The organism is Anaerovibrio sp. (genome assembly GCF_051866355.1).
Lineage (GTDB): Bacteria > Bacillota > Negativicutes > Selenomonadales > Selenomonadaceae > Anaerovibrio.
This window is the reverse complement of sequence record NZ_JBJDWZ010000067.1, coordinates 3330-16835: the sequence shown is the minus strand read 5'-3', so window position 1 is coordinate 16835 and position 13506 is coordinate 3330. Positions and strand designations below refer to the sequence as shown.

Genomic DNA, 13506 nt, shown 5'->3' with positions numbered 1-13506 from the left:
CGATAGATGAATGTTAGTAACGCGAGGCACAACTAAGAGCGAGAGCGGGTTTTCGTGGGTACTGCCGTTACCTGTCCCTTCAAAATGTCTGAACAGAGTCCACAGACTACCAAACTATTTCCATCCGTAAATGCTCGTACAAACAAACAAGCACTACGAAAAACTGAAATTTTTATTCTACCTTTGCCTGCCTGGCATCCTTCTCAGCCACATAAGCCTTTTCCCCGGCCATAATATCCGCCGCCAGCTTCAGCTGCAGCTCCACCTGCTGATAGGAGGTGCCGCCGTAGGAATTGCGGTTCTTGACACAGGTTTCCGGGCTGATGGCATCGTAGATGTCCTCCTCAAACAAATCGGACAGCTCCTTCAGCTCAGCCATGCTCATGTCAGCCAGCCACTTATTCTGCTCAATGCAGTAGTGAACGGCCTTGCCGGAAACGGCATGAGCCTGACGGAAGGGCAGTCCCTTCTTCACCAGATAATCAGCCAGATCAGTTGCATTGGAGAAATCCTCTGCCACAGCGCGGCGCATTACATCCTTGCGCACCTTCATGCCGCGCATGATGCGGGCATACACTGCCAGACTGAATTTGATGGTGTCGATGGCGTCAAAGATGCCTTCCTTGTCCTCCTGCAAATCCTTGTTATAGGCCAGCGGCAGGCCCTTGACCGTCGTCAGCATGGCCATGAGATGTCCCATGACGCGGCCTGTCTTGCCACGTACCAGCTCGGACACATCAGGATTTTTCTTCTGCGGCATCATGGATGAGCCGGTACAATGGGCATCATCCAGCTCAATGAAGAAGAACTCACGGGAACACCACAGGATGGTTTCCTCGCTGAGCCTGGACAAATGCACCATCAGGATGGATGCCGCCGACAGGAATTCCATGATGTAGTCCCTGTCAGACACAGCATCAAGGCTGTTGCTGTAAATAGCATCAAAATTCAGCTGTTCCGCCACAAAAGGACGGTCAATCGGGAAGGTGGTGCCGGCCAGGGCACCTGCCCCCAGCGGCATGATGTCACAGCGGTCATACACGCCCTTGAAGCGGTCAAAGTCACGCTTCAGCATGCCGAAGTAGGCCATCATGTGATGGGAAAACAAAATCGGCTGGGCGCGCTGCAGATGGGTATAGCCCGGCATAATCACATCGCTGTACTTCTCTGCCGCCTCCACCAGAGCTGCCTGCATGTCCAGAATCAGCTTTTCCACCTCGACCACCTGACGGCGGATGAACATGTGGGTGTCCAGCGCCACCTGGTCGTTACGGCTGCGGGCCGTGTGCAGGCGGCCGCCGGCCTCACCGATGGCATCGGTCAGGCGCTTCTCGATATTCATGTGAATATCCTCAAGGGCAACCTCAAAGGAGAAATCGCCTGCCTCGATTTTTTTGTAAATATCTTTCAGGCCGCTGATGATATCATCCCGGTCAGCCTCGGAAATAATGCCTGCCTTGGCCAGCATGGTCGCATGAGCGATGGAGCCGGCAATATCCTCGTTGTACATCCGCTTGTCAAAATCAATGGAGGCCTGAAAGTCATTAATCATCTCATCGGTGGACTTGGAAAAACGTCCGCCCCAGAGCTGCTCTGCCATAATTACTTACCTGCCTTTTCCTGCATCAGGGCGCGAACCTTCAATGGCAAGCCAAAGAGGTTGATAAAGCCTTCTGCATCAGCCTGATTGTAAACATGATCTTCCTCGAAGGTTACAAATTCCTGATTGTACAGGGAATAAGGGGACTTGGCACCTGCGCTCATGATGTTGCCCTTGTAGAGCTTCAGCTTTACAGTACCGGTTACGGTTTCCTGAGTGCTGTCAACAAAAGCGGACAAAGCCTCACGCAGCTGGCAGAACCACATGCCGTCATAAACCAGCTCGCCGAAGCGGATTGCTACGCCCTCCTTGTAGTGGTAGGTAGCGCGGTCGAGGCAGAGATACTCCAGCTCACGATGAGCGTAGAACAGGATTGCTCCGCCCGGATTTTCATAAACGCCGCGGGACTTCATGCCCACCAGACGATTCTCGCAGATATCAACAATGCCGATACCGTTGCGGGCGCCGATATCGTTCAGCTCGGTCAGAAGCTCCACTGCGCCCATCTTCTTGCCATTGACAGCCACAGGAACGCCCTTCTCAAAATCAACGGTCACATACTCAGGCTCATCGGCGGCATCCTCCGGAGCCTTGGAAACCAGATACATCTCGTTCTGAGGTGCATTCCACGGATCCTCCAGATCAGAGCCCTCATGGGACAGATGCCAGATGTTCTTGTCCATGGAATACTTCTTGTTGTCGGTAGGAATGTCGATGTTGTGAGCCTTGGCATACTCAATCTCCTGGGTACGGGACAGCAGATCCCACTCACGCCACGGAGCCACAATAGCCATGTTAGGAGCCAGTGCCTTTACGGTCAGCTCAAAGCGAACCTGATCGTTGCCCTTGCCGGTAGCGCCGTGGGCAATAGCCTCCGCGCCTTCCTTCTTTGCCACCTCAACCAGACGCTTGGCAATCAGCGGACGGGCGAAGGAAGTGCCCAGCAGATACTTGCCCTCATAAACAGCACCGGCCTTCAAGGTCGGCCATACATACTCCTCCAAAAATTCCTGGGTCAGGTCGAGGATGTAGCACTTGGATGCGCCGGAACGCAGGGCCTTGTCATGGATAGCCTGCATGTCATCCCCCTGTCCGATGTCGGCACAGCAGGCAATAACCTCACAGCCGCCATAGTTTTCCTTGAGCCAAGGAATGATAACGGAAGTATCAAGACCACCGGAATATGCCAATACGACTTTCTTAAATTCTGCCATAATATTTACAACTCCTTAATCATTATTTCCACATTATATGTCATAGCCATCAGTATGTTACGGCTATTATATCAGCAGTTTACAGCTATTATTGTACCACGGCCCGTTATGCACGGGCACCGGCATCTATGGCTGTCAGCCCATGGTGAGGGCCATGATTGCCTTCTGGGTATGGAGGCGGTTCTCTGCCTCGTCAAAGATTACATCGGCATAGGCCTCAAGGATTTCATCGGTGATTTCCTCGCCCCGGTAAGCCGGCAGGCAGTGCATGACGATGACGCGCTTGTCAGCCACGGCCAGAAGCTCCGCATTGACCTGATAATCCTTGAAAATCTTCTTGCGCTCCTCGTGCTCGTCCTCCTGCCCCATGCTGGCCCAGGTATCGGTAACCACGATGTCAGCATCCTTGGCCGCCTCAAACGGGTCGTTTACCAGCTTGATGGAGGCGCCAGTTTCCTCCGCATCCCGGCAGGCATTTTCAAAAACCTGCATATCAGGCTCGAAGCCCTTCGGATTGGCGGAAACAAAATCAATGCCTGCCTTGGCACAGCCGTACATGTAGGAGTTGGTCATGTTGTTGCCATCGCCTACATAGGCCATCTTCAGGCCCTTGAGATTTTTGCCCTTGTGCTCCTGAATGGTCAGCAGATCAGTCAGAACCTGGCAAGGATGCAGCAGGTCAGTCAGGGCGTTGATAACAGGCACATCAGACCATTTTGCAAATTCCTCCACCCTGTCATGGCCGAAGGTACGAATCATGATGCCGTCCAGATAACGGGACATAACGCGGGCCGTATCCTTGATTGGCTCCCCCCGTCCCAGCTGCAAATCGCGGTTGGACAGGAACAGGGCCTGACCGCCCAGCTGATACATACCGGTTTCAAAGGAAAGGCGGGTACGGGTAGAGGATTTCTCAAATATCATGCCCAAAGTCTTGCCCTTCAAGATATGATGCTCAATGCCGGCCTTCTGCTTTGCCTTGAGCTCATGGCCCAAAGCCAGGATTTCATTTACCTCATCCACGGAAAGGTCATGGATGGAAAGCATGTCCTTGCCTTTTAACATTTTATAACCTCCAATAGGCATACCGAATATATACTTATGTACACCAACAGCGTATATTATACTACATTAAAGGAAGAAAATAAACCTTCTGCTGTATGGGTATACAATATTATTGCGCATTTATTGCACGTAGTGCATTCTTACGCATAATACGTTTTCACGCATAACACGTTCTTACGCGTATTGCATTCCCGCATGTAACACATACTGCATTCTTACGCGTACTGCGGCAATACCGCCTCAACCGCATCGCAGACCTCGTCAATATGCGCCCTGGTAACAATCAACGGCGGCACGAAGCGCAGCACGTTTCCGGCTGTGCAGTTGATGATTGCGCCCTTTGCAAGACAGGCATTGACAATCTCGCGGCCCGGCTTTGTGAGCTCCATGCCCAAAATCAGGCCCATGCCCCGCACTTCCTTGATAAGGGACGGGAATTTTGCCTGCATGGCCTCAAGGCGTGACTTCATGTACTCGCCCATTTCTGCCACCTGCCGCAAAAATGCCTCATTGCCCACATTGTCCAGCACCACATTGGCCGCCGCACAGGCCAGCGGATTGCCGCCGAAGGTGGAGCCGTGGTCACCGGCATGGAGAGCCGCCGCCACCTTGTCGCTGGTAATGAAGGCGCCGATCGGCACGCCGCCTGCCAGTCCCTTGGCAAGGGTGACTACATCCGGCAGGATGCCGAAATTCTCATAGGCGAAGAACTTGCCGCTCCTGCCCATACCGCTCTGGATTTCATCAAAAATCAGCACGGCATCGTACTTGTCGCACAGCTGGCGCACCTTCTGCATGTACTCAACATCCGGCACATGCACGCCGCCCTCGCCCTGAATCGGCTCCAGCATGACGGCAGCGGTTTTATCGCTCATCATCTTTTCCAATGCCTCAATATCGTTGTAAGGCACGTAATCAAAGCCCTCCGGCAACGGCCCGAAGCCCTCGTGATACTTCGGCTGGCCGGTAGCGGTCAGGGTAGCGATGGTACGGCCATGGAAGCTGTGGATGGCGGAAATAATCTGGGACTTGTCCGGGGCGATGGTATGGGCGTATTTCCTTGCCACCTTGATGGCGCCCTCATTTGCCTCGGCGCCGGAATTGCCAAAAAACACCTTCCCCAGTCCGCTGAGCTTTACCAGCTTTTCCGCGGCCTCGGCCTGCACCTGGGTATAGTACAGGTTGGAGCAGTGAATCATCCTGCCTGCCTGCTCCGCAATGGCCTTAACCAGCTCCGGATGATTGTGACCCAGCACGTTTACGGCAATGCCCCCCAGAAAATCAATGTATTTCCTGCCCTGGGAATCATATACGTAAACGCCGTCGCCGTGGTCCAGCACAATCTGGTAACGGGCAAACACCGGCAGATAGTCATGGGCATCCTTGGCATATATCTGTTCATCAGTTAATTGCATTTCACTTACACCTCGATTTTTATTTAACGACCTGGGTACCGATACCGCTGTTGGTCAGAAGCTCCAGAATGATGGAATGAGGCTGGCGGCCGTCAATGATATGCACCTTGTTGGTACCGCACTCAATGGATTTCAGGCAGGCCTCAATCTTCGGAATCATGCCGCCGGAAATAGTGCCGTCCTTGATGTAGCCCTTTGCCTCCTCCACGGTCAGGGAGGAAATAAAGCTGTCCTTGTCGTTGAAATCCTTGTACACGCCCTCAATATCCGTCAGGAGCAGCAGCTTTTCCGCATGCAGGGCACCGGCAATCTCCGCAGCCACATAATCCGCGTTGATGTTGTAGCTTTCGCCGTCCTCGCCGACGCCGATAGGCGCAACCACCGGAATGTAGCCGTTGTCCAGCAAATCCTGCAGAATGCGGGTATCCACCGACTCCACCTGGCCTACATAGCCGATGTCAACCTTTTCCGTGTTGCCGGCCTCGTCGTAGACAGTAGCCATTTTCTTGCTGGCCCTGATGAGCCCTGCATCCTTGCCGCTGAGGCCTACCGCCCTGACGCCGCGGCAGTTCAGCATGTTGACAATATCGGAGTTGACCTTGCCATCAAGCACCATCTCGGCAATCTCCACAGTTTCCTCGTCAGTGACCCGCAGGCCGCTGACAAAATCCGACTGCTTGCCCACCTTTTTCAGAAAATGGGTGATATCAGGGCCGCCCCCGTGTACAATCACCGGACGGATGCCCACGTATTTCAGAAGGCTGATATCCTCCATGACCTTGTGCTTCAAATCCTCGTTAATCATGGCATTGCCGCCGTATTTTACCACGATGGTCTTGCCGTAAAATTCCTGAATGTAAGGCAGTGCCTCAATGAGGGTCCCTGCCTTTTTTTCAGCATGCTTCATAATCGCCATAATCATACCTCTGTATCACATGCGCCGCGCAAAGGGCGCATATCTTCCGCTCTATATCACAAATACAGTCACATAATAGCCATAGCATAATCATACAATAATCATGCAATAGTCACGCGACAGCCGCATATCAGGTGTGATACTCACCGTTAATCTTCACGTACTCATAGGAGAAATCACAGCTCCATACGGTAGCCTCGGCATCACCCATGCCCATCTCCACATCAATCACGATGTCATGCTCTGCCATGACCTTGTGAATGTCCTCAGCATCGAACTCCGCACCCAGGCCGTTGGCATAGACAGGCACGCCGCCAAACTTGATAACGGTCTTTTCCGGCACCATCGGAATGCCTGCATAGCCTACAGCGCAGATAACGCGTCCCCAGTTCGGGTCCTCGCCGAAGAAGGCCGTCTTTACCAGCGGTGACTTGGCAATGCTCATGGCAACGGTCTTGGCATCCTCGAAGGTCTTAGTGCCGCTTACGTTGATGGTCAGGAACTTGGTTGCGCCCTCGCCGTCGGCGGCAATCCGCTTGGACAGCTCCTGGCAGATTTCCTTCAGGGTTGCATGGAACTTCTCATACTCAGGGGAGCCGTCAGTGATTTCCGCTATGCCGGATGCGCCGTTTGCCAGCACCAGCACGGTATCATTGGTGCTCATATCGCCGTCCACGGAAATCATGTTGAAGGAAACCTCCACGATGTCCGACAGGGCCTTCTGCATCAGCTGGCTGGAAATATTGGCATCAGTGGTGATGTAGCAGAGCATGGTGGCCATATTCGGCTGAATCATGCCGGAGCCCTTGGCAATCGCACCAAAGCGCACTGCCTTGCCGCCAATCTCCACCTCGCAGGAGCAGGCCTTGGAATAGGTATCAGTGGTAATAATGGCGTTGCCCGCATTCCTGCTGCCATCCTCGGAAAGCTCTGCGGCGGCGGCCTTGATGCCTGCCTCCAGCCTGTCCATAGGCAGGTTTACGCCGATGATGCCGGTAGAGCCTACCAGCACCTCCCCAGGGGCACAGCCAACCTCGGCGGCGGCCATGGCCGCCATCTTCCTGGCATTGGCAAGGCCGGTCTCGCCGGTGCAGGCATTGGCACAGCCGGCATTGGCCACGATGGCATGGGCCTTGCCGCCCTTTACCACCTCGCGGGAAACAATAACAGGAGCCGCGGCCACAGCATTCTTGGTGAACACACCGGCCACAGCCGCTTCCTTCTCTGTATAAATCAGCGCCAAATCGAGGTTGCCGCTCTTTTTTATGCCGGCCCTTACACCGGCGGCTTTAAAGCCCTTTGGAAAGGTTACACCGGCAGCCGCATTCTTTTCACTAAACATATCCGTTCCTCCTACATTACTATACTATTATATTGCTACGATATTATATTACCATGCTATTGCACTGTTTCACCATGCACTATTGCACAATTGCATTACTGTGCTATCGCTGTGCCAGCTATTTGAAATGTATAAACCTTATGCATACTGTGTATATTAATTGCCAGAATTACATCAAGGATATACAGGCACCATATCCAGACCCAGCTTCTCATCAAAGCCGCTGGCAATGTTGAAGTTCTGCACGGCCTGCCCTGCCGCACCCTTGACCAGATTGTCAATAGCGGACAGCACGATCACCCTGCCGGTGCGCCGGTCAATATGCCAGCCCAGGTCGCAGAAGTTGGAGCCGCGCACGTTCTTGGTGGCCGGATAACCGCCCAGCCCAATCAGGCGGACGAAATACTCCTTGCCGTACATCATCTCATAGGCGGCAGTAACCATATCGGCAGTTACCCCCTCCTTCAGCCTGGCATAGCAGGTGCTCAGGATGCCTCTGGACATCGGCACCAGATGCGGCGTGAAGTTCAGCACCACACGCTCGCCGGACAAATCAGCAATCGCCTGCTCAATCTCCGGCGTATGGCGGTGGGTTGCCACGCCATAGGCCTTGAAGCTGTCATAAAGCTCAGGGAAGTGGTTGGCCTGCTTGGCGGAACGCCCTGCGCCGGACACGCCGGACTTGGCATCAACCACGATGGTGTCCACATCAATCAGATGATGCTTGGCCAGCGGAGCCAGTGCCAGAATGCTGGCCGTGGTGTAACAGCCCGCGTTGCCAATAATCTTTGCATCCTTTATCTGCCCGCGGTAAAGCTCAGCCAGCCCGTAAACACGCGGCGCATCCTTGTGGGTGTGCGGCACCTTGTACCATTCCTCATACACATCGGTATCAGCAAATCTGTAGTCGGCCCCCAGGTCAATAATGCGCGCCGGCATATTTTCCAGCGCCCTGCCCACCTTCATGGCATGGCCGTGAGGCAGTCCGATAAAGACAAAATCACTGTCCTGACCGATTACCTCGATATCCTTCATGCTCATGAGCTTCTGGTCATAAATGCCCTTCAAGTGTGGATAAATATCAGAAATCGCCTCGCCAGCATGGCTTTCCGAAGTGATATGCACCACCTCTGCCTCTGGATGATTATGCAGAATTCTCAGCAGTTCAGCACCGGCATAACCGGTAGCGCCAATGATACTAACTTTTTTCATTATCCAACTCCTCCTTTAGATTTATAATTATACAGCTTTTATGTATATTATGCAACATTTATCTCAACAGCATCCAGCTGGATTTTTCAAATCCCCAAAATTGCGCTATAATATACGCAACAACACTTCATTTTACATCATTACTGGTATATATTCAAGGAAAAGGAACGGATTATGTTGATTAAAAAAATCAAAGCTTTCATAAAATGGACAGCGCTTTTAATGGTGGTATTCTGCCTGTCATTCCTGATAGCGGGAGGGGCCAATTTTTACCTGTCCGACAATGAAATGTTTGCAAAGGTTCAGGACACCACCAGAAGCCTGGGCACAAAAATCAGCGACAAAATGGATAACGCCAAAGGCGAACCGGCACAGCCCCATGCGGCTGCCGCCACAGGTGCAGATACTGCCGCCGATGCAGATACCACAGCTGACGCATCTGCCACGGACGGCACAGCCGCCCCTGCTGACGGACAGCCCTCCAATCTGGACAGGATAAGCCGCATGCTTTTTCTCAAAAAAGCCGTTGCGTCCCGCATCCGCCAGCCTGACTACGTGAAGCTGACGGACATTCCGGAAGCCATGCAGCAGGCGGTCATTGCCGTGGAGGACAGGAAATTTTACAGCCACTGGGGCTTTGATATGGAGGGCATCTTCCGCGCCGCACTGGTAAACATGCAGTACGGTGAGGTGCGGGAGGGCGCCAGCACCATCACCCAGCAGCTGGTGAAAAACCTGTTTCTCAGTCAGGAGCAGACCATGGGCAGGAAGGCCGAGGAATTTATTCTGGCTATGGATATGGAGCTGAACTATTCCAAGGAGGAAATCCTTGAGCTCTACCTGAACTCCATCTATTTCGGCTCCGGCTACTACGGCATCGGACAGGCCGCAGAAGGATATTTCGGCAAGGAACCTGCCATGCTGGCACTGCCGGAAGCCGCCATGCTGGCCGGTATTCCCAACGCCCCGTCCCTCTACTCGCCCTACGTCGATTTTATGCTGGCCAAAAAGCGCCAGTTTATCGTTCTTGATGCCATGGTGGCCGCCGGCTTCCTCCGGGAAAGCATCGCCGAGGATGCCAAAATCAAGCCTATTTATCTGGCGCACTAAAAAAACTGCTGTTATCGCTCCCATAGGCGACAACAGCAGTTTTTTACTGCATCAAATCATACCTGCAGCCTGCATAACCTATGCAGCCCGCATTACTTATTCTTTGCGGCTTCCTTGGCAGCCTTCTTGGCGGCTTCCTTTTCCAGCTTCAGGATTGCCTTGGCTTCCTTTTCCTTGTCCTCTTCTACCTTCTCCTGTGCCTTGATGAAATCAGTGTAGAAATCCTTGGCAATCTCGGTGTAGAGCAGGGTATCACGGGTAGCGGACTTCGGCGCCAGCTTTCTATAGGCATAAATCACCTTGCTGGTGTTGGCATCATACACATCAAAGAAAACATTCAGGCGGGTGCCATCGTTGGCGCTGGTACCGTTGGAAACGGTTACCACCACGTAAGCATCTGCATATTTGCTGACAGCCTCCTTGTACTCGCTGAAAGCCTTGCGCCTGTCAAGGCGCAGAATATCCACATGCTTGGCCACCTTGATATTCTGGCAGACATCACGATAGGAAACATAGCTCAGCACGCCTTTTTTATCCGCCAGCGTGCCCTCCATCAAAATCTCCGGCAGGTCCTCAATCTCCGGCTCGCCCTCGGATTTCGGCCCATTGTAAATCGGTGCCGCAATGGCCAGCGTCTTGATTTTCAGCATGCCATCCTGGTCATAAACCCTGTCCTCGCTGACACCGGTGCCGCCCAGCAGTCCGCCTGCAAAAGCGCTCTGGGTTCCGAGCACAAGCACACAAAGCATCAACAAAAGCTGTAAACATTTTTTCATTGGATACATCCTCCCTGATTCGTAATATTTCAATTACCTATATACTTTATTACAAAACTGGAAAAAAGTCCATTAAAATTCCATTATAATGTTCACAATCAGCCCAAAGACATAAAAAACTACCTGCCAAAAATCTCCCTGGCCAGCCGCAGGCCGGTCCGGGTGGTAGCAAGGCCCCCCTCGGCCGTTTCCTTGATGGAGCTTGGCATGGAGCGGCCGATGCGGTTCATGGCATCGATGACATCATCCACAGGAATGACGGACTGCACCCCTGCCATAGCCATATCCGCCGCCACCATGGCATGCACCGCAATAAAGCCGTTGCGCTTTACGCAGGGCACCTCTACCAGCCCTGCCACCGGGTCACATGCCAGCCCCAGCAGATTCTTGATGGCAAGCGCCACGGCGTTGCCCACCATCTCCGGCGTGCCCCCTGCCAGCTGTACCAGCGCCCCCGCCGCCATGCCGGCCGCCGTGCCGCACTCCGCCTGACAGCCGCCATAGGCACCGGCTATAGAGGCGTTGGCTTCCACCACCATGCCGATGCCTGATGCCGTAAAGAGGGCATCCACAATCTCATCTATGTTGTTGCCATTCCTCTCTGCCGCCGCGTATATCGCGGCAGGGACGATGCCGCAGGAGCCCGCCGTAGGACAGGCCACAATCCTGCCCATTACCGCATTTACCTCGCTGACACCCACGGCACTGGCGGCAGCGGACAGCACCGCTTCCCCCGTATAGCCCTGCTTCCTGTAGGCATAGAGCTTCACCGCATCACCGCCGGTCAGCCCGCTGACGGATTTCTCAGCATTCTTCAGGCCACGCTTTAGTGATTCCTCCATCACCTGCCAGTTTTTCAGCATCATGGCGCGCTGTTTTTCCTCCGAAACAAAATTATTCTCCACTTCCCACTGTATGACAATCTGGCTGATAGGGCATTTCGCCTTCTGCGCCAGCTCAACAAGCTCCTCAATCGAATTAAAGCTAATCATAAACGCCTGTCACTCCCTTCCCCGGATGGACGGTATGGCAAAAGCCTTGATAATCTCCGGCACCGCACTGCAATCCTCTATCATCTCGCCGGTCAGCTCATCATCCGTCTCCAAAATCATCATGGCCTCCTGCCCCCGGTTCTTCCGCGACAGCTTCATGTAGGCGATATTGATGCCGTACCTGGCGATAATCGTGGTAATCTTGTTCACCACGCCCGGCCTGTCGCGATGCACCACCACCAGCGCCGGATACTTGCCTGTCAGATGTACCTCAAAATCGCCAATCTGGGAAATGCGGATGTTGCCGCCGCCGATGGAAGCGCCCTCCACCCGCACGGTCCGCCCTTTCTCCCCGGTCAGAATCAGCACCGCCGTATTGGGGTGCGCCTCCGGTATGTCCACAGGGCTGAAGGAATAATCTATCCCCCTGTCACGGGCAATCTCCAGCGCGTCCCGCAATCTTTCATCCTCCGGCTCAAAGCCCATAATGCCGCCCAAAAGAGCCTTGTCCGTGCCGTGTCCCCTGTAGGTCTGGGCAAAGGAACCATGCAGCAGTATCTCGGCCTTTACCACCCTTTCTCCCAATATCTTGCCGGCCATCAGCCCCAGCCTGGCCGCACCTGCTGTATGGGAGCTGGAAGGGCCAATCATCACCGGCCCCACAATGTCAAACACCCCTCGCATAACCTTCCTCCTCTTTTTTTATGTTTTTATATGCTTTGTTTTTCCGTGTCTTTATCTTTTCACAAACGCATTAAAGCTGCCTGATAATATTATAACAAAAAAGGAGCTATCCCACAGCAAAAACTGCACGATAGCTCCCTTGCAAAAACAATATTTACTTAATCAGCTGATGATTCTTCAAGGCTGTACGCAGCTGCGCCTCATGCTCCGGCTCCATTTCGGTCAGAGGCAGGCGCAACGGTCCTGCGGCATAGCCAAGCATGCGCATTGCCACCTTGACAGGAATAGGATTTACCTCGCAGAACAGCGCACTAATCAGGTCAATAGCACCCAGCTGCAAATCAGCGGACTCCTTCACCCTGCCGTCAAAATAGAGCTGGCAGATGTCATGCGTCAGCTTCGGAGCCACATTGGACAGCACGGAAATAACGCCATAGCCGCCCAGGGAAAGAATAGGCACAATCTGGTCATCGTTGCCGGAATAAACGGCCAGCTCGTCACCGCAGGCATGACGGATTTTTGCCACGGCGCTCAAATCACCGCTGGCTTCCTTCACTGCCACGATGCGCGGATGCTTTGCCAGCTCCGCAAAGGTAGCTACCTGAATATTCACGCCGGTGCGGGATGGTACGTTGTACAAAATCAACGGAATATTTACCGCGTCAGCAATGGTGGTAAAATGCTTCACAAGGCCCTTCTGGGTACACTTGTTGTAATAAGGCGTAACCACCAGCAGGGCATCAGCCCCTACTTCCTCGGCATACCGGGAAAGCTGTACTGCATAGGCAGTTTCGTTGGAGCCGGTACCTGCAATGACAGGAATCCTGCCAGCAGTCTTCTCCACGGCATACTTGATGGCCGCCTTGTGCTCCTCGTCGGTCATGGTTGCCGACTCACCGGTAGTACCGGTGATGATAATGGCGTCAGTGCCACCTGCAATCTGGTCCTCAATAATGCGTCCCAGCTCATCAAAATTTATGCCATCTTCGGTAAAAGGCGTGATGATTGCCACACCTGCACCCTTGAATATTGTCTCCTTCAAAAGAAACCCTCCCGTCGAAATATGTTCCTTTTATTATTACATGCGAAATGCCGAAAGTCAAGATAAATTGCACCATCTGCCCCGTTGCGCCGACAGGATGAAGCCGCCCTGACGACACATCATGCAGTCAGCATCAGT

The 13506-nt window shown here is 53.3% G+C and carries 12 protein-coding genes; 1 reads left to right on the top strand and 11 read right to left on the bottom strand.

Going from position 1 to position 13506, the window contains the following annotated elements; all coding sequences use genetic code 11:
* Positions 1–172: 172 nt before the first annotated feature.
* The 7 genes from argH to argC form a co-directional block, all read right to left on the bottom strand.
* Complete coding sequence (argH, locus tag ACI3UA_RS04070; RefSeq protein WP_439723552.1) at positions 173–1600, bottom strand: argininosuccinate lyase; 1428 nt, start codon at positions 1598–1600, stop codon at positions 173–175.
* Between the two features lie 2 nt (positions 1601–1602).
* The gene (locus ACI3UA_RS04065) at positions 1603–2814 is read right to left on the bottom strand and encodes an argininosuccinate synthase (protein WP_439723551.1); all 1212 of its coding nucleotides are present in this window, start codon (positions 2812–2814) and stop codon (positions 1603–1605) included.
* Between the two features lie 135 nt (positions 2815–2949).
* Positions 2950–3879 (bottom strand): ornithine carbamoyltransferase, encoded by a 930-nt coding sequence (gene argF / locus ACI3UA_RS04060; protein ID WP_439723550.1) that lies wholly within the window; start codon positions 3877–3879, stop codon positions 2950–2952.
* 215 nt (positions 3880–4094) lie between these two features.
* Positions 4095–5294, bottom strand: a complete 1200-nt coding sequence (locus ACI3UA_RS04055; RefSeq protein ID WP_439723549.1) for an acetylornithine transaminase — start codon at positions 5292–5294, stop codon at positions 4095–4097.
* Positions 5295–5313: 19 nt separating this feature from the next.
* Positions 5314–6201: an acetylglutamate kinase gene (gene argB, locus ACI3UA_RS04050; protein ID WP_439723553.1), complete on the bottom strand. Its 888-nt coding sequence runs from the start codon at positions 6199–6201 to the stop codon at positions 5314–5316.
* Positions 6202–6340: 139 nt separating this feature from the next.
* A complete protein-coding gene (argJ, locus tag ACI3UA_RS04045; RefSeq protein WP_439723548.1) occupies positions 6341–7552 on the bottom strand; it encodes a bifunctional glutamate N-acetyltransferase/amino-acid acetyltransferase ArgJ in 1212 nt (403 codons plus the stop codon).
* Positions 7553–7726: 174 nt separating this feature from the next.
* Positions 7727–8764 (bottom strand): N-acetyl-gamma-glutamyl-phosphate reductase, encoded by a 1038-nt coding sequence (gene argC / locus ACI3UA_RS04040; RefSeq protein WP_439723547.1) that lies wholly within the window; start codon positions 8762–8764, stop codon positions 7727–7729.
* Between the two features lie 174 nt (positions 8765–8938).
* On the opposite strand from argC, the gene ACI3UA_RS04035 reads away from it, so the two are divergent.
* Positions 8939–9874: a transglycosylase domain-containing protein gene (locus ACI3UA_RS04035; RefSeq protein WP_439723546.1), complete on the top strand. Its 936-nt coding sequence runs from the start codon at positions 8939–8941 to the stop codon at positions 9872–9874.
* A gap of 92 nt (positions 9875–9966) precedes the next feature.
* Here ACI3UA_RS04035 and ACI3UA_RS04030 read toward each other — a convergent pair whose 3' ends face one another.
* The 4 genes from ACI3UA_RS04030 to dapA form a co-directional block, all read right to left on the bottom strand.
* Complete coding sequence (locus ACI3UA_RS04030; protein WP_439723545.1) at positions 9967–10650, bottom strand: hypothetical protein; 684 nt, start codon at positions 10648–10650, stop codon at positions 9967–9969.
* Positions 10651–10769: 119 nt separating this feature from the next.
* Positions 10770–11642, bottom strand: a complete 873-nt coding sequence (sdaAA, locus tag ACI3UA_RS04025; protein ID WP_439723544.1) for an L-serine ammonia-lyase, iron-sulfur-dependent, subunit alpha — start codon at positions 11640–11642, stop codon at positions 10770–10772.
* 9 nt (positions 11643–11651) lie between these two features.
* Entirely contained in the window at positions 11652–12326 is a 675-nt protein-coding gene (gene sdaAB, locus ACI3UA_RS04020) for an L-serine ammonia-lyase, iron-sulfur-dependent subunit beta (RefSeq protein WP_439723543.1), read from the bottom strand.
* 154 nt (positions 12327–12480) lie between these two features.
* Complete coding sequence (gene dapA, locus ACI3UA_RS04015; RefSeq protein ID WP_439723542.1) at positions 12481–13368, bottom strand: 4-hydroxy-tetrahydrodipicolinate synthase; 888 nt, start codon at positions 13366–13368, stop codon at positions 12481–12483.
* Between the last annotated feature and the right edge of the window lie 138 nt (positions 13369–13506).

Bases quoted from the DNA above. Each gene is read 5' to 3' on its own strand.
- argH (WP_439723552.1), bottom strand. From the start codon at position 1,600: ATGGCAGAGCAGCTCTGGGGCGGACGTTTTTCCAAGTCCACCGATGAG.
- ACI3UA_RS04065 (WP_439723551.1), bottom strand. From the start codon at position 2,814: ATGGCAGAATTTAAGAAAGTCGTATTGGCATATTCCGGTGGTCTTGAT.
- argF (WP_439723550.1), bottom strand. From the start codon at position 3,879: ATGTTAAAAGGCAAGGACATGCTTTCCATCCATGACCTTTCCGTGGAT.
- ACI3UA_RS04055 (WP_439723549.1), bottom strand. From the start codon at position 5,294: ATGCAATTAACTGATGAACAGATATATGCCAAGGATGCCCATGACTAT.
- argB (WP_439723553.1), bottom strand. From the start codon at position 6,201: ATGAAGCATGCTGAAAAAAAGGCAGGGACCCTCATTGAGGCACTGCCT.
- argJ (WP_439723548.1), bottom strand. From the start codon at position 7,552: ATGTTTAGTGAAAAGAATGCGGCTGCCGGTGTAACCTTTCCAAAGGGC.
- argC (WP_439723547.1), bottom strand. From the start codon at position 8,764: ATGAAAAAAGTTAGTATCATTGGCGCTACCGGTTATGCCGGTGCTGAA.
- ACI3UA_RS04035 (WP_439723546.1), top strand. From the start codon at position 8,939: ATGTTGATTAAAAAAATCAAAGCTTTCATAAAATGGACAGCGCTTTTA.
- ACI3UA_RS04030 (WP_439723545.1), bottom strand. From the start codon at position 10,650: ATGAAAAAATGTTTACAGCTTTTGTTGATGCTTTGTGTGCTTGTGCTC.
- sdaAA (WP_439723544.1), bottom strand. From the start codon at position 11,642: ATGATTAGCTTTAATTCGATTGAGGAGCTTGTTGAGCTGGCGCAGAAG.
- sdaAB (WP_439723543.1), bottom strand. From the start codon at position 12,326: ATGCGAGGGGTGTTTGACATTGTGGGGCCGGTGATGATTGGCCCTTCC.